This is a genomic window from Rhodococcus sp. B10 (assembly GCF_011770055.1).
Lineage (GTDB): Bacteria > Actinomycetota > Actinomycetes > Mycobacteriales > Mycobacteriaceae > Rhodococcoides > Rhodococcoides kyotonensis_B.
In genome coordinates, this window is sequence record NZ_JAAFYV010000007.1 from 43,543 (window position 1) to 58,853 (window position 15,311).

The following is a 15,311-nucleotide window of genomic DNA, read 5'->3' on the forward strand; positions in this document are numbered from 1 at the left end:
CCTGTTCGGCACTAGTGTTACGGCAGACCGGCCGAGACCAGAATCATCAGCACCAGCAAGTGGAGGGGTCGAGAAGTTGAGCGAGACCAATCGCGGCAATGGCACTGCAGGCAAGGGCACTGCATACCCGGAGGGCGTACCGAACACGATCTCGTCGATCCCTCTGTCGGACCCCGACTACCGCGCCCCGGGAACCGGCAGCATCGGCAGCCTGGTCAAGGACGCGACGACGCAGGTCTCCACTCTGGTTCGTGCCGAGGTCGAGCTCGCCAAGGCGGAGGTGACCGGTGAGATCAAGAAGGGCCTGCAGGGAAGCCTGTTCTTCATCCTCGCTCTCGCAGTCCTCATCTTCAGCGCCTTCTTCTTCTTTTTCTTCGCCGCCGAGACTCTCGACATCTGGTTGCCCCGGTGGGCTGCGTTCCTGATCGTCTTCGCCTTCATGGTTCTCGTGGCCGCGGTCCTCGCCTTCCTCGGATACCGGCGTGTGAAGAAACTGCGCAAGCCCGAGAAGACCATCGACTCGCTGAAGCAGGCGTCGACGGTTCTGCCGAACCAGCACGAGACCGCGCCCGGCATCCCCGGCTACAAGAAGTAGCGACGCACGTCGCCGGGCTCGCCGATGATCCAGCCTGATCCGTCCACCGTTCGCTTCGGTGGACCGTGGATCCACCGCGACGTTCATGCCAACGGCATCCGATTTCACGTCGTCGAGACCGCCGATGCGCCGTCGGACGCCCCGCTCGTCGTTCTTCTGCACGGCTTCGCCGATTTCTGGTGGTCGTGGCGGCATCAACTGACGGCGCTGTCGAGCGCCGGTTTTCGGGCGGTGGCCGTCGACCTGCGCGGTTACGGTGACACCGACAAACCGCCTCGCGGCTACGACGGTTGGACCCTGGCCGGTGACGTCGTCGGGCTCATTCGCGCTCTCGGCTACACCAACGCGACGCTCGTGGGACACGCCGACGGCGGTCTCGTCTGTTGGGCGACGGCCGCGCTGCATCCGCGTATGACGCGCGCGATCGGCCTGGTCGGGTCGCCGCACCCCATCGCGCTGCGGCACGGCGTCCTGCGCGACAAGGGTCAGCGACGCGCGCTGCTGCCGTTCTTCCTGCGCTATCAGGTCCCGATCGCGCCCGAGCGTGCCCTGACCAAGGACGACGGGGCTGCCGTCGAGCGCATTCTGCGAGCGCGGACCTCCGCTTCGTGGCAGAACAGCGACGAGTTCGACGACGTCGCGACGCAGATGCGATCCGCGATTCGCATCGCCGGTGCCGCGCACTGCGCGTTGGAATATCAGCGGTGGGCGTTCCGCAGCCAGTTCCGGTCCGACGGGCGCCGATTCATGCAGGCGATGGACACGACACTCGACATTCCCGTTCTGCAGATCCACGGTGAACACGATCCGTACGTGCTGCGGAAGACCGTCGCAGGCGACGCGAAGTGGGCACCGCGACGGCGTCTGCACACCGTCGTCGGCGCGGGTCACTACACGCATCAGGAAGCGCCCGACGAGGTGACGGCGGAGCTACTGGCGCTGTGCCGCGATCAGCCCTGACGCCCGCGGGAGCTGGGCGCGTGCGAAAACACTAGGACATACAAGTATTGTGCGTCTCACCGACGACAACGGGAGACGCACATGACACAGACCGTACTGATTGCGGGCGCACGCACGCCGATCGGAAAGCTTGCCGGCGCACTGGCATCGCTCAGCGCAGCGGATCTCGGCGCGCACGCGATCCGCGGCGCACTCGAGAAGGCCGGGGTCGACGCCGGATCCGTCGACGCGGTCATCATGGGCAATGTCGTACAGGCAGGTGTCGGGCCGAACCCGGCCCGCCAGGCCGCAGCAGCCGCGTCGATCCCGCTGACGACTCCTGCGATCACGATCAACAACCTGTGCCTGTCCGGACTGCAGGCCATCATCGACGGCGACCGGCTGATCAAGTCCGGTGACGCCGACATCGTCGTCGCAGGCGGCATGGAATCGATGACCAACGCGCCCTATCTCGCCCGCGGTGCACGAACCGGATTCCGTTACGGCTCGGCGTCACTCGACGATTCCCTCGACCGCGATGCCCTCATCTGCGCGTTCGACGACGTGTCCATGGGCGAGGCCACCGACCGCTACGTGAAGGGCACCGACATCGATCGCGCCGGCCAGGACGCGTTCGCCGCTCGCTCACACGAACTCGCTGCTGCGGCGACCGAGGACGGCCGGCTCGGCGACGAGATCGTGCCCGTCGAGATCAAGAGCCGCCGCGGATCGACGACGGTCTCCGACGACGAGGGCATCCGGGCCGGCACGACCGCCGAAAGTCTCGGCAAGCTGCGTCCCGCGTTCCTCGAAGACGGCACGATCACGGCCGGGTCCGCGTCGCAGCTGTCCGACGGCGCCGCCGCCGTGGTGTTGATGAGCAAGACGAAGGCCGAGGAGCTCGGCCTGGAATGGATCGCCGAGCTGGGCACGTCGGCGTTCGTCGCCGGCCCGGACACCTCGCTGCTGCACCAGCCCGCCAACGCGATCGCGAAGGCGCTCGAAAAGGATGGCGAACTGAAGGTCGGCGACCTCGACGTCGTCGAGATCAACGAGGCGTTCGCCGGTGTCGCACTCGCGTCGGTCGGTCAGCTCGGCCTGGACGCCGACAAGGTGAACATTCACGGCGGCGCGATCGCTCTCGGCCATCCCGTCGGCATGTCGGGTGCGCGCCTCGCGCTCTCGCTGGCGCATTCGCTGAAGCGCCGCGGCGGTGGCGTCGGCGCTGCGGCCCTGTGCGGCGGTGGCGGTCAGGGCAACGCGCTGATTCTCCGGGCCTGACGCCGTCGTGCGTGCGAATGTGCAGCGGGCTGTACATTCGCGCGCACGTGGGGCGTAGCCGCTACACGATGCAGGCGCCCGTGCCGACAACGTTCGAGCTGTTGACACCACTGGCCAGTTCGTCGCCGATCTCATCGGCCGTCAGCACGAATCCGGTGTCGGGGTCGTCGACGGCCGCACCGAACACCAGTCCGAGCACCTGGCCGTCCTCGGCGACGAGCGGTCCGCCGGAGTTGCCCTGACGCACCGATCCGCGGACCGTGTACACCTGACGCTCGACGGTCCCGGTTCGATAGATGTCCGGCCCTTCCAGGTTCAGGGTTTCGCGAATGCGCGCCGGACTCGCCGTGTACGGGCCACCTCCTGGGTAGCCGAGCACGATCGCGCTCTCCCCCGACACCGCAGGCTCCGGCGAGAAGTTCATGACGGGCACGTCCAGCCCGGGGACTCGCAGGATCGCGACGTCTTCTTCGGGATCGAACAGCACGACCTCGGCGTCGTAGACCGTGCCGAGCGAATCGACGGTGACGCCTTCGGTTCCGGCCACGACGTGCGCGTTGGTCATGACGACCTGCGGTGCGACGACGAATCCGGATCCTTCGAGCGCCTTCTGGCAACTCGGTGCGACACCGGAAACCTTCAGCACGCTCTGCTGCAACTGCGCGACGAGCGGGCTCGCGGCCAGGGCCGGATCCGGCTGTTCGACGTTCGCGACCGGCGTACGCCCGAACGGCCCGATGACGTCGGGTAGCCCGGACGTGTCGAGCAGCGCCGAGAATTCCTTGGGGATCCCGCGGAGCCACTGGGGTGCGACCTCGTCGACCTTGCCGAGCACCTGCGAACTGCGCACGGCAGTGGCGACCTCGGGTTGCGACGACGACGTCAGCGGTATCGCCAGTAGCCACGCCGCGGCGAGCACGGCCGCAGCCTGCAGGACCGCGCCGACGCCGCTGTCCACGGACCGGGCACCGCGCGAATGCATTCCGCTCCGGAGCGCCCGCCCGAGAACCATCCCGGACACCTCGCCGATGATGACGAGAACCACGATGAGCGCGATGCCGACGAACACGCGCAGCCTCGTCCCGTCGACGTGCTCGAGAACGTGCGGTGCGATCAGGATGCCCGCGACAGCTCCGAGAATGACGCCCAGAAAAGCCATCGCCGACGCCACCGCGCCCTGCCGCCATCCCGAACCCGCTGCGAGCAACGCGATACCGACGACGACGATGTCGACCCAGGTCCCGCCCGTCATCGTTCCAACCCTGCGCCAACGGCAGCCAAGCTCGCCTCCAGATCGCGAATGTCGGATGTGTCCCACTCGGTTTCCCAGCCCGAGACGGCCAGAAGACCCGCAAGAATACCGCCGGTGAAGCCCCAGACGAGCATCCCGTCCACGGCGAAAGCAGGGCCCTGATACCCGGCGGGGTGCCGGACCTGAAACCGATTGTCCGGGTCGAGCAGTTCGCGCAACGGCACACGGACGACGCGTTCTGCCTCGTTGGTGTCGACGACTCCGACGCGGCTCGGCGTTCTCCAGTACGCGAGCACGGGAACGACGTCGAATCGTGACGGCGGCACGTAGATTCCAGGCATCGTCGCGAGCGGTTGCACGCCGGACGGATCGAGTCCCGTCTCTTCCTGTGCTTCGCGCAATGCGGTGGCTATCGGAGACTCGTCGCCGGGATCGGTTGCACCACCGGGGAAGGCGACCTGGCCGCTGTGTTGCCGAAGCGTCGCAGCTCGTTGAGTCAACAGGACGTCGGCGTCGGCAGGCAGTCCCCCACGAGCGGTCGGATCGGCGTCGAACGCTCCACCGAAGAGCACGAGGACAGAGGCGGGACGCGTCGGCTCGGGGCCGACGGCTTTACGTTGCAGCACGGGATTGATGCCGTCGGTGTCGGTGAGGCCGCGTTCTCCCCCGGCTGCGTCGACGACGGCTTTCAACCACTGCGGCGCGGTCACCGGGCGATTCCGAGATCGGTGCGAACGGCCTCGTCGATCTCGTCGACGCTTCGGAAAGGTTGTGGCAACACTCTGGCGACATTGCCATCCGCGTCGACGAGAATCGACACCGGTAGCACGCTCGGCGCGCCGACCGCGGCTGCTATACGGCCTGCACCGTCCTGTACACCCGGAAGGCGAACGCCGTAGTCGGCGAGCTTCGTCAACCCGTTGGCCTCGTTGCGATCCTGGTGCACGGTCAGCACGGTCAGCTCGTCCGCAACCGAGTCGGCGTATTCCTGCAGGTGCGGAAGTTCCTCCTTGCACGGTCCACACCAGTACGCCCACAGGTTGATCAGAGCGGGCTTGCCCGCGAGCGCTGCACCAAGGTCGACGCGGCTGCCGTCGCCGATGCATTCGAGTTCGACACCGGCAAGCGGGCCGGACGAGACGGCCCCGGCAGAAGGCGTCGGACATGCATCCAGGGCGGCTCGTTCCCTCAGCGGCGCAAGCGCCTGCGCAGTGTCGGCGTCGCGTCGTTCCTCGGAGATCGGGGCGCCCTGCCCCGGACCGGTCGTCGTGGTCGGTTCGTCGTTCCCCCGAGGCCAGATCGCGAACACGAGCGCGGCGACGACGACCAACGCCGCGAGGGACCACCGGCCGGCAGACGCGTTCATGACCCGCTTCCGGAAGCGGGCGTCACGCCTGACCCCGAGGGTCGTTCCGCAGGCTCCACTCCTGCCAACTCGAGAAGGTGGTCCGTCTCGGGACCCTTCACCAACGCCGCCGCAGCCACCTTGTCGACGGGTCCCAGCCCGTAGGACGGGCAGTCCTTGGCCAGAACGCAGACTCCGCACGCGGGCTTGCGGGCGTGGCAGACGCGTCGGCCGTGGAAGATCACGCGGTGCGACAAATCCGTCCATTCCTTGCGCTCGATGAGCGCGCCGACCGCATGTTCGACCTTGACCGGGTCTTCTTCCTCGGTCCACTGCCACCGTCGGACGAGCCTGCCGAAATGCGTGTCGACGGTGATGCCGGGGACGTCGAAGGCATTACCGAGCACGACGTTGGCCGTCTTGCGACCGATACCGGGAAGCGTCACGAGGTCCTTCAGATTCCCGGGCACTTCGCCGTCGAACTTCTCCAGCAGCGCCGCGCCGAGACCGATCAACGAGTTCGCCTTGTTGCGATAGAAGCCCGTCGTGCGGATGTACTCCTCCAGCTCGGTTCGGTCGGCTTCCGCGTAATCGCGGGCAGTGCGATATCTCACGAACAGAGCGGGCGTCACCATGTTGACGCGTTTGTCGGTGCATTGCGCCGAGAGGATGGTCGCGACGGCGAGTTCGAGCGGTGTGGTGAAGTCGAGTTCGCAGTAGACGTGCGGAAAAGCCCGGGCCAGCTCGCGATTCATGCGGCGAGCGCGTCGCACGAGCCCCAGTCGGGTCTCCTCGCGTTTGCGCACGTCGGGACCCGAGGCGGCAGTCGATTTCACTCCACAACTGTACGGACAAGAATCGGCAACGAATCTGCCCTGTGTTCTTATCGAGACCTTTCGGGTGTTTACTGCTCGGTATGCAAGGACTCGCCGTGGTGCTCTTTCCAGTGCTCCTGATGATGTTCGCGCTCGCCATGGAGCGTGTGGAGTTCAGATTGAGCAAGCTGGGGGTTCACGAGCAGGAAGTCCAGGAGTTCCTCGATCAGGCCAGTTCGTCCGAGGTCGCGACGCTCGCGAACGAGGGCATGCCGCACGCGCTCGACCGTTTCAACAACCGCAAGCGCCGCGCGCCCGTCGTCGACGACTCCGAGGACCTGGCCGACCAACGCGCAAGCTGACCCCCGAAAACGCGTCGAACACCCTCGTTCGACGGTGAATTCTCGGTGAATGGTCCATTACGTGCGATTTCTTCACGCCGTTTCGGTGGCGCCTGCCACTCACTTCCGATCTCGGCGACGTAGACTTCACCGAGATAAATGTCATGTTTGATTACGGACATGAGTCCGGGCGTCGTGAGAGGCGCGGACTCGTGTCGCGAGAAACGCCATCGTCGGCGCGGGTGACTGGGTCGGCGACATCCCAAAAGGAGCGCAAGTGGACGACGTCCTGGCACGGGCCGGCATCTTCCAAGGAGTCGAACCCTCCGCAGTAGCGGCGCTGACCAAGCAGCTGCAGCCGGTCGACTTCCCCCGAGGACATGTGGTCTTCAACGAGGGCGAGCCCGGTGACCGGCTGTACATCATCGTCTCCGGCAAGATCAAGCTCGGACGCCGCTCCCCGGACGGACGCGAAAACCTGCTGACGATCATGGGCCCGTCGGACATGTTCGGTGAGCTGTCGATCTTCGACCCCGGCCCCCGCACGTCGACCGCGACGACGGTCACCGAGGTGCGCGCGGTCAGCATGGATCGCGACGCACTCAAGGCGTGGATCGATCAGCGTCCCGAGATCGCCGAGCAGCTGCTGCGCGTGTTGGCCCGTCGCCTGCGTCGTACCAACAACAACCTCGCCGACCTGATCTTCACGGACGTTCCCGGACGCGTCGCCAAGGCTCTGCTGCAGCTCGCTCAGCGCTTCGGCACGCAGGAAGCCGGCTCGCTGCGCGTCACGCACGACTTGACGCAGGAAGAGATCGCCCAGCTCGTCGGCGCATCGCGCGAGACCGTCAACAAGGCTCTCGCCGACTTCGCGCACCGCGGATGGCTGCGCCTCGAAGGCAAGAGCGTGCTGATCTCGGATTCCGAGCGTCTCGCTCGTCGCGCGCGCTAGTTCTCCCGTAAGTAGGTCAGCTGCGCCTTCACCGACATGCGCGCAGCTGGCCACAGCTTCTTGTCGACGTCCGCGTAGACGTGCTTGACCACCTGCATCGGCTTGGCATCGTGACCGAGCTCGTCGAGCGCCGCCTTGATCTGATCGAGCCGTTCCAGCCGGTGCTTGCGGTAGAACCGCGCCACCTCGGCAGTGTTCGCAACCTCGGCGCCGTGCCCTGGTAGCGCGATCTTGCCGTCGCCCGCGGCTTCGAGACGGTCCAGCGACGACAGGTAGTCGGCGAGCGTGCCGTCCTTCGGGTCGAGCACCGTCGTGCCGCGACCGAGGATCGTGTCGCCGGTCAGGACCGCGTCGTCGAGGACGAAGCTGAGCGAATCCGCGGTGTGCCCGGGTGTCGCCAACACGGTGATGCGAACGCCCGCAGCGTCGATCACTTCCCCGTCGGTCAGCGTCGTGCTGCCGTGAACGTACTTCTCCGACAGCGCGCGAATCGGCGCACCCGTCATCTTGTGGAACTTCTTCAGTCCGCCCGTGTGGTCCTTGTGGCGGTGGGTCACCAACACGAGCACGACGTTGCCCGTCGACGCCACCGCGTCGAGATGGTCGGTGTCCTTCGGTCCCGGATCGACGACGACGCAGTCGCCGCTCCCCGGTGCACGAAGAATCCACGTGTTGGTGCCGTCGAGCGTCATCTTGCCTGGATTGTCGGCGAGCAGAACCGCCGCGGTGTCGGTTACCTGCCGGAGCTGACCGTAGGCCGGGTGCGCGAGAGTCATAGCCGTACTTTAGGAGTATGAGAATCGGACTGGTAGGTGCAGGCCCCTGGGCGCGGTCGACGCATGGTCCCGCGCTCGCCGCGCATCCGGGCGTCGAGTTCGCCGGAGTGTGGGCGCGACGTCCCGACGCGGCTGCGGCCGTCGGAGCGCCCGTGTACGACAGTTACGACGCGTTGCTCGCCGATGTCGACGCCGTCTCGTTCGCGGTTCCGCCGGAGGTGCAGGCGCCGATGGCCGTCGCGGCAGCCGAGGCGGGCAAGCACATGCTGTTGGACAAGCCGATCGCCGCGACGCTCGACGAGGCGCGCCGGCTGGCCGACGCCGTCGGACACGCGTCGGTGCGGTCGATCGTGGCGCTGACGCGTCGGTTCGCGCCGGAGACGCGGGCATTTCTCGCGGAGACCGACGGGCGGACGTTCAGTGCCGGGTCGGGGACGTGGCTCTCGGGGGCGGTGCTGGGCGGCGAGTACTCGCTGTCCGAGTGGCGCCATCGAGACGGAGCTCTGTTCGATGTGGGACCGCACGTCTTCGATCTGCTGGACGTCGCGCTCGGTCCGATCGCCGGGGTCGCTCTGGCGCGACTCGATGCGGCGTCGGATACGTGGACCGTCGTGCTCGAGCACGACGGCGGCGCGATCAGCACCTCGTCGCTGTCACTGCGGACGCCGGTGCAGCCGTCGCTGTTTCGCGTGGAACTGAGCGGCAGCGACGGTGTCGTGTCGTTGGCGGACAGGTCGACACCCGCGACGGATTGCTTCGCGGTGCTGCTCGACGAGTTCCTGGAGTCGATCGAGTCCGGAATCGACCATCCCTGCTCGGTGCAGCGGGGTTTGCATTTGCAGAAGGTGCTCGCACACGTGAGCGCGAATACATAGAGGGCTATACATTCGCGCTCACGTGGGCCGAAGGCCCCTACACCTCGACGATCAGCTCGACCTCGACGGGCGCGTTCAGCGGCAGTTCCGCGACGCCCACCGCTGACCGGGCGTGCTTGCCCGCGTCGCCGAAGATCTCGCCGATGACGTTCGACGACCCGTTGACGACACCGGGCTGCCCGGTGAATCCAGGTGCCGACGCGACGAAGCCGACGACCTTGACGACCCGCTTGATCGCGTCGACCCCGACGAGGGCGTCGATGGCAGCCAGCGCGTTGAGGGCACAGACGCGGGCTGCCTCGGCGGCATCCTCGGCGGACACGTCGGTGCCGACCTTGCCCGTCGCGGTCAGTTCGCCTGCGACCATCGGTAGCTGTCCGGACGTGTAGACCAGCGAACCCGTCTGCACGGCCGGAATGTACGCAGCCAGAGGGGGTACGACGGACGGCAGCTCGATGCCGAGCTCGTCCAGGCGCGTCGACCAGTCAGCCATGCGTCAGACCTTCGGACGCTTGAAGTAGGCCACCAACGTGTCGCCCCCGTTGGGTCCGGACATGATGGTGACGAGTTCCCAGCCCTCGGCTCCGTAGTTGTCGAGGATCTGTTTGGTCGCGTGGATCAGGACCGGCGCGGTGAAGTATTCCCAGGTGATTCGTTCGCTCATGCGGGTGAGCCTAGTCGCATTGGCGCAGACCGCTGAGTGCACCTTACAGTCCACTCACCATGGCAAAACTGGACATCAAGGACGCGGCGTTCCACTTCCTGCGCGCGGTGAGCGGACCGACGGACATGTACGGCATCTACGTGTTCGACGCCGAGGACGCCGTCCCTCCCACGTTCGAGGCGATCGAAGCGCACGTCGTAGCGCGGCGACCGGTGGTGCCAGGCCTGAACATCGTGCTGCGTGAAGCGCCACTCGGCCTCGACTTCCCGTCGTGGGTTCCCAGTGCCGGCGACACCGCCGATCACCTGTCCGACCACGACCTCACGGGCACGTCGTGGCCCGAGTGCCAGACGCGCATCTCGTCCATTCTCGAGGTCGGTCTCGACGCGCGGGTCCGGGCCTGGCATCTGCACGTTCTCCGAGGCGTCCGCGATGTGCCGACGGTCGACGGCGCGGCGACGGTCGTCGTCCTGCAGGTCAGTCACGCGATGACCGACGGTCTCGGTCTCACCCGCATCGCGAGTGCACTGTTCGCACCTCCCGGGACACCCGACGACGTCGTCGGCGCAGCGCTACCCGGACACGCCCCTGTCCGACGGCCACGAGCACCGATACTGGCCGCGACCGCGTCGGTACTCGCGACGCCGATACGACTGGCCCGTTACGGACTTCACATTCGTTCGGCCCGAAAACGCTACGCAGCCAGTCGTTCTCAGCTGGCGCCGCCGGTACGGCCCGGACCGTCGACGCGGCTCACGGTCGATCCCACCGGCAGCCGTGCCGTCCACATCGTCCCGTTGCCCGCGTCGGCGCTGCGGGGACGCGGGGTTCCCGTCACGGCCGTGGCCCTGGCCGCCGTCGCGTCGGCGACCGAGAAGTACCTGCGCGCACACGGCGACGACATCCCCGACGTCCTCAACGCGAGTGTCCCGGTCTCCCTGGGTCCCGACATCGAATGGTCGTCGGCCAACCGGGCTCTGTCGTGCATGGTCGATCTGCACCTCGGTGAATCGGATCCGACCAAGCGGGCTCGACTGATCGCGGAATCGGTTGTCGCCGAACGCCGACGCGTCACGTCACCCGAACTGCTCGACATCGCTCGCGCGGAGGAACTTCTGCCTGCACCCGTCGTACTTGCCGCGCAGCGCCTTCGGCAACGTCGAAAGACCGTGCGTCCGACGACGTTCTGGACCCACACGAACGTCGTCAGCGTGGACCGCGGCCGCACTCGACCGATGCTCGAATTATGCGGCAGCCGTGTGACATTCACGTCGGGTACGCCGATGCTGGCCGAGAACCGCCCACTGGTGCACGGTTTCTTCGGTGGCGGCGACATCATCACCGTCGTCGTGCTCGCGTGCCCCGATGTCGTTCCCGACCACGAGAAGTACGTCGAATCGTTGATCGATTCGATCCGCGAACTGTGAGAGGGTGCCACACGTGAGTCGCCTCGACATCATCGACGCCGCATTCCACTACTCCGGTGATGCGTCGCGCGACCAATACGTCCTGCTCGCGTTCGCTCCGGCCGGGCCGACGCCCACGTTTCGTCAGATCTGCGATTTCGTCGAAGCCCGAGCGCAGCGCATTCCCGAACTGGCGCAACGCATCGTCGAAGTGCCGGGCAATCTCGATTTCCCGCGCTGGGTGTTCGACGACGCGCCGGCGCAGTCGCACGTTCACGAAATCTCGGACGCGCCGACGTGGCCGGAGTTCCGACGAGTCGTCGACCGCCTTCTCACCGACCCGGTCGACGCGACACGCGCGGCATGGCATATCCACGTCGCCCGCGAGGTGTCCGGGGTTCCGCAGACCCCCGGTAATGCCGTGGTCGTCGTGTTCCAGGTCAGTCACGCGTTGACGGACGGCCGAGGTGCGTCACGGCTCGCGCGACTGTTGTTCGCGCCGAAGCCGACCGAGACGTCCGCAGGACACGAGCCCGCTCGGACTCCGACGTCGCTTCTTCCCATCGCGATTGCCTCGGCGCTTGCTCTGCCGTTTCGGACGGCGACTGCCCGCGTCGCGGCATGGCGAGCACGTCGCGACTACGAGCGCGTGCACGGTTCGCAACCAGCACAACGCGATTCACCGCGCCCCGCGATAGCGAGCAATGCCGACCCGACTCCCGCACGCGTATCGCACGTACACGTATGTCCGCCAGATCTTTTCGCGAAGAAGTCCGTGTCGGTGACGACGCTCGGGCTGGCCGCGGTGAGCCTGGCCACGGAACGGTACCTTGCCGAAATAGGCGACGGAGCGCCCGAGAGCTTGAATTCACTTGTGCCGATGGCTGTTCCCGAGGATGCACGGTGGACCGCCGTCAACCGCATCGTCAACGGAACCGTCGATCTGCACGTGAGCATCCCCGATCTGCGGAAGCGTGCCCGCGCGATCCGCGAGTCGCTGTCGCGCGCCCGCGCCGAGATCGCAGACCCCGCTCTGCTGCGGTGGATCACCGTGGAGAACCGGATCCCCGCGCCGATTTTTCTGGCGATGAGGAAGCTGAACGCCCGACGCACGCCGCCGAACCATCGCGTTCCCGAATCGGTGCTGACGAACGTCACCGTGGTCAGCGTCGACCGAGGCGATGCAAATCTCGAGCTGTGCGGTCGCCCGGCCACCTTCACGGCCGGGTTTCCGATGCTCGGGCCTGCTCGGTCGCTCACCCACGGTTTCTACGGCCTCGGCGACGCGGTCTCGGTATGCGTCGTCGCGTGCCCCGACACGTTCCCGGACCACGAGCGCTACGCCGGGATTCTGGCCGACGCCGTCGCCGATGTTGCCGACGCAACGAGCTGAAGTGCGTTTCTGACGAGGCAGTTCGCGATTCGTCTATATGGTCGTGGTGTGGCTACATCGAGTTTCGACGGCTGGCCGGACAAGGCTGCCGCCGCGCGACTTCATTTCGTCTCGGGCAAGGGCGGCACCGGGAAGTCGACGGTCGCTGCCGCGCTGGCGTTGGCGCTCGCCGCCGACGGGCGCCGCGTCCTGCTGGTCGAGGTCGAAGGACGCCAGGGCATAGCCCAGCTGTTCGACGTTCCGCCGCTGCCGCCGACGGAGACGCGCGTGGCGTCGGCCGAGGGCGGAGGCGAGGTCTACGCGCTCGCCATCGACATCGAGACGGCGTTCCTCGAATACCTGGACATGTTCTACAACCTCGGCTTCGCCGGCCGCGCGATGCGGAAGATCGGCGCTATCGAGTTCGCGACGACCATCGCCCCCGGCCTGCGCGACGTGCTGTTGACCGGCAAGGTCAAGGAGTGCGTCATCCGCACGGACAAGGCGGGCCGGCGGGTCTACGACGAGGTCGTCGTCGACTCCCCGCCGACGGGTCGGATCGGGAATTTCCTCGACGTCACCAAAGCGATGGCAGACCTTGCGAAGGGCGGTCCGGTGCGCTCGCAGAGCGAAGGCGTCGTGCGGCTGCTGCACTCGGCCGACACCGTCGTGCACCTCGTCACGCTGCTCGAGGCGCTGCCGGTGCAGGAGACAGCCGACGCAGTGCGCGAGCTCGAAGCCGCCGACCTGCGCCTGGGCACCGTCGTCGTCAATCGCACCGAGCCTGCCTATCTCCCGGCGGACGCGCTGTCCGACGCGGCACACGGAACCGTCGACGCGGCAGCCATTCGGACCGGGCTGGAGAAGACCGGGATTTCGCTGTCCGACGACGACTTCGCGGGCCTGCTGACCGAAACCATCGAACATGCGTCGACGTTGTCCGCGCAGGTCGAGAGCGCCGCCCAGCTCGACGAGTTGGACACGGCACGCCTGCACCTTCCCATGCTCGCCGACGGCGTCGACCTCGGTGGGTTGTACGAACTGGCGGCGGAACTCAGAGAGCAGGGTGTCAAGTGACCGTTCCAAGTAAAACGGCAGTCCTCGACATCGACAGGATTCTGCGCGACGCGTCGTCGCGCATCGTCGTGGTGTGCGGGGCAGGCGGCGTCGGCAAGACGACGACGGCCGCATCGATGGCGTTGCGGGCTGCCGAGGAAGGACGCAAGGTCGTCGTGCTGACGATCGATCCGGCGCGGCGTCTCGCGCAGGCACTCGGGGTCGGTGAGCTCGACAATTCACCCCAGCCGGTGAAGCTGCCCGCCGGGGCGAAGGGCGAGCTGCACGCGATGATGCTGAACATGCGTCGCACGTTCGACGAGATGGTCATCGAGCATTCGACGCCCGAGAAGGCCGAGCAGGTGCTGGCCAACCCGTTCTATCAGACGGTTGCGTCGTCGTTCTCCGGCACGCAGGAGTACATGGCGATGGAGAAGTTGGGCCAGCTCGCCGCGGATCGGACGTGGGATCTGATCGTCGTGGACACGCCGCCGTCGCGTAACGCGCTCGACTTCCTGGACGCCCCGCAACGTCTCGGATCATTCCTCGACGGCCGGTTCATCCGGTTGCTGATGGCCCCCGGCCGCGGCCTGACACGCATGGTGACGGGCGCGATGAGCCTGGCACTACGCGGAGTGTCGACGGTGATCGGCAGCCAGATGCTGACGGACGCGTCGGCGTTCGTGCAGTCGCTGGATTCGATGTTCGGCGGCTTCCGGGAACGTGCGACGCGCACCTACCAGCTCCTGCGGGCACCCGGCACCAGTTTCATCGTGGTCGCGGCGGCGGAGCCCGACGCGCTGCGTGAGGCGGCGTTCTTCGTGGACAGGCTCAGCGGTGAGGGGATGCCGCTGGCGGGCCTCGTGCTCAATCGGACCCACCCGACGCTGTCGGCGTTGCCGGCCGATCACGCGGTCACGGCCGCGGACCAGTTGACGGACGTCGACGACGACGCAGCGGCGTTGACCGCAGCAGTTCTACGAATCCACGCTGCCCGTTCGGTGACCGCGACTCGCGAACTGCGTCTGCTCCGACGGTTCACGTCGGCGCATCCGCGAGTTCCGATCGTCGGCGTGCCGTCGTTACCGTTCGAGGTGTCGGATCTGCACGCCCTGCGTGCGGTGGCCGATCAGCTGACGCAGTCGGCCTGACCGCCGTCAGATCGCAGCTTGCTGCTGGCGCTGCGACTCGAAGAAGTCCGCCCATGATTCGACTTCGGGGTGCTGCTTGAGCAGTGCACGCCGTTGCCGTTCTGTCATCCCACCCCAGACGCCGAATTCCACCCTGTTGTCCAGTGCGTCGGCTCCGCACTGCATCAGTACAGGACAGTGCCTGCAGATCGTTGCGGCCTTACGCTGTGCCGCCCCCCTGACGAAAAGCTGGTCAGGATCCGTGCCCGAGCATCTGGCCTGGGACACCCAGGCAATTCGAGCTTCTGCTTCTTCGACATCGAGCCGCGCCGGTGCTGCTGTCGTGTGCATTTGCGGATACCCCTTTGCAATTCGAACGCCCTCGTTGGACATTCCACAAGCCCCGTACCGACGACTGCTTCACCGCTCGAAGCACACCGACTTAGGAGCTGCCCCACATTCATATGCAAGTGTTATGTGAATCACACCGTGCTCACAATTTAGGTAAAGAC

At 66.7% G+C, this 15,311-nt stretch carries 18 protein-coding genes; 10 read left to right on the forward strand and 8 right to left on the reverse strand.

The genetic code is table 11. The annotated features are described in order from the left end of the window. Nucleotides 1-76: 76 nt before the first annotated feature. From RhoFasB10_RS06625 to RhoFasB10_RS06635, 3 genes are all read left to right on the forward strand, one after another. Nucleotides 77-595: a phage holin family protein gene (locus tag RhoFasB10_RS06625; protein WP_240930942.1), complete on the forward strand. Its 519-nt coding sequence runs from the start codon at nt 77-79 to the stop codon at nt 593-595. Nucleotides 596-619: 24 nt separating this feature from the next. Continuing rightward, a complete protein-coding gene (locus tag RhoFasB10_RS06630) occupies nt 620-1,555 on the forward strand; it encodes an alpha/beta hydrolase (protein ID WP_068426593.1) in 936 nt (311 codons plus the stop codon). Between the two features lie 81 nt (nt 1,556-1,636). Next, nucleotides 1,637-2,815 carry an acetyl-CoA C-acyltransferase gene (locus RhoFasB10_RS06635; RefSeq protein WP_167675681.1) on the forward strand — a complete coding sequence of 393 codons (1,179 nt, stop codon included), beginning with the start codon at nt 1,637-1,639 and terminating at the stop codon, nt 2,813-2,815. Nucleotides 2,816-2,876: 61 nt separating this feature from the next. Here RhoFasB10_RS06635 and RhoFasB10_RS06640 read toward each other — a convergent pair whose 3' ends face one another. From RhoFasB10_RS06640 to nth, 4 genes are read right to left on the reverse strand one after another with little or no spacing between them, the layout of a single operon-like run. Next, nucleotides 2,877-4,067, reverse strand: a complete 1,191-nt coding sequence (locus RhoFasB10_RS06640; RefSeq protein ID WP_167675683.1) for a MarP family serine protease — start codon at nt 4,065-4,067, stop codon at nt 2,877-2,879. Then, a complete protein-coding gene (locus RhoFasB10_RS06645; RefSeq protein ID WP_068426694.1) occupies nt 4,064-4,759 on the reverse strand; it encodes a CoA pyrophosphatase in 696 nt (231 codons plus the stop codon). Before RhoFasB10_RS06645 ends, RhoFasB10_RS06640 begins: the two co-directional genes overlap by 4 nt. 14 nt (nt 4,760-4,773) lie before the next feature. Further along, nucleotides 4,774-5,433: a TlpA disulfide reductase family protein gene (locus tag RhoFasB10_RS06650; RefSeq protein ID WP_068426606.1), complete on the reverse strand. Its 660-nt coding sequence runs from the start codon at nt 5,431-5,433 to the stop codon at nt 4,774-4,776. Further along, nucleotides 5,430-6,167, reverse strand: coding sequence for an endonuclease III (nth, locus tag RhoFasB10_RS06655; protein ID WP_240930947.1), 738 nt, complete (start codon nt 6,165-6,167; stop codon nt 5,430-5,432). Before nth ends, RhoFasB10_RS06650 begins: the two co-directional genes overlap by 4 nt. Nucleotides 6,168-6,328: 161 nt before the next feature. Here nth and RhoFasB10_RS06660 point away from each other — a divergent pair, with 161 nt between their 5' ends. Both RhoFasB10_RS06660 and RhoFasB10_RS06665 read left to right on the forward strand, forming a co-directional pair. Then, nucleotides 6,329-6,589: a hypothetical protein gene (locus tag RhoFasB10_RS06660; protein WP_068426612.1), complete on the forward strand. Its 261-nt coding sequence runs from the start codon at nt 6,329-6,331 to the stop codon at nt 6,587-6,589. Between the two features lie 256 nt (nt 6,590-6,845). Continuing rightward, the gene (locus RhoFasB10_RS06665; protein ID WP_019662947.1) at nt 6,846-7,520 is read left to right on the forward strand and encodes a Crp/Fnr family transcriptional regulator; all 675 of its coding nucleotides are present in this window, start codon (nt 6,846-6,848) and stop codon (nt 7,518-7,520) included. On the opposite strand, the gene RhoFasB10_RS06670 is transcribed toward RhoFasB10_RS06665, so the two are convergent. Continuing rightward, entirely contained in the window at nt 7,517-8,296 is a 780-nt protein-coding gene (locus RhoFasB10_RS06670) for an MBL fold metallo-hydrolase (RefSeq protein ID WP_068426615.1), read from the reverse strand. The two genes, RhoFasB10_RS06665 and RhoFasB10_RS06670, sit on opposite strands and share 4 nt — an antisense overlap. Nucleotides 8,297-8,313: 17 nt before the next feature. On the opposite strand from RhoFasB10_RS06670, the gene RhoFasB10_RS06675 reads away from it, so the two are divergent. Further along, nucleotides 8,314-9,171 (forward strand): Gfo/Idh/MocA family oxidoreductase, encoded by an 858-nt coding sequence (locus RhoFasB10_RS06675; RefSeq protein ID WP_068426622.1) that lies wholly within the window; start codon nt 8,314-8,316, stop codon nt 9,169-9,171. Between the two features lie 37 nt (nt 9,172-9,208). On the opposite strand, the gene RhoFasB10_RS06680 is transcribed toward RhoFasB10_RS06675, so the two are convergent. Continuing rightward, nucleotides 9,209-9,664: a RidA family protein gene (locus RhoFasB10_RS06680; protein ID WP_068426624.1), complete on the reverse strand. Its 456-nt coding sequence runs from the start codon at nt 9,662-9,664 to the stop codon at nt 9,209-9,211. Nucleotides 9,665-9,667: 3 nt separating this feature from the next. Next, on the reverse strand, nt 9,668-9,835 hold the full coding sequence (locus RhoFasB10_RS06685; RefSeq protein ID WP_114330453.1) for a DUF4177 domain-containing protein: 168 nt from the start codon (nt 9,833-9,835) through the stop codon (nt 9,668-9,670). A gap of 59 nt (nt 9,836-9,894) precedes the next feature. On the opposite strand from RhoFasB10_RS06685, the gene RhoFasB10_RS06690 reads away from it, so the two are divergent. From RhoFasB10_RS06690 to RhoFasB10_RS06705, 4 genes are read left to right on the forward strand one after another with little or no spacing between them, the layout of a single operon-like run. Next, nucleotides 9,895-11,262 carry a WS/DGAT domain-containing protein gene (locus RhoFasB10_RS06690; protein ID WP_167675685.1) on the forward strand — a complete coding sequence of 456 codons (1,368 nt, stop codon included), beginning with the start codon at nt 9,895-9,897 and terminating at the stop codon, nt 11,260-11,262. A 13-nt stretch (nt 11,263-11,275) separates the two neighbouring features. Then, entirely contained in the window at nt 11,276-12,634 is a 1,359-nt protein-coding gene (locus RhoFasB10_RS26785) for a wax ester/triacylglycerol synthase domain-containing protein (RefSeq protein WP_068426632.1), read from the forward strand. A 48-nt stretch (nt 12,635-12,682) separates the two neighbouring features. Next, nucleotides 12,683-13,690, forward strand: a complete 1,008-nt coding sequence (locus RhoFasB10_RS06700; RefSeq protein WP_068426634.1) for an ArsA-related P-loop ATPase — start codon at nt 12,683-12,685, stop codon at nt 13,688-13,690. After that, the gene (locus tag RhoFasB10_RS06705; RefSeq protein ID WP_068426635.1) at nt 13,687-14,820 is read left to right on the forward strand and encodes an ArsA family ATPase; all 1,134 of its coding nucleotides are present in this window, start codon (nt 13,687-13,689) and stop codon (nt 14,818-14,820) included. Before RhoFasB10_RS06700 ends, RhoFasB10_RS06705 begins: the two co-directional genes overlap by 4 nt. A 6-nt stretch (nt 14,821-14,826) precedes the next feature. Here the strand turns inward: RhoFasB10_RS06705 and RhoFasB10_RS06710 are convergent, their stop codons facing one another. Continuing rightward, the gene (locus tag RhoFasB10_RS06710; RefSeq protein ID WP_068426636.1) at nt 14,827-15,150 is read right to left on the reverse strand and encodes a WhiB family transcriptional regulator; all 324 of its coding nucleotides are present in this window, start codon (nt 15,148-15,150) and stop codon (nt 14,827-14,829) included. Nucleotides 15,151-15,311 lie beyond the last annotated feature (161 nt).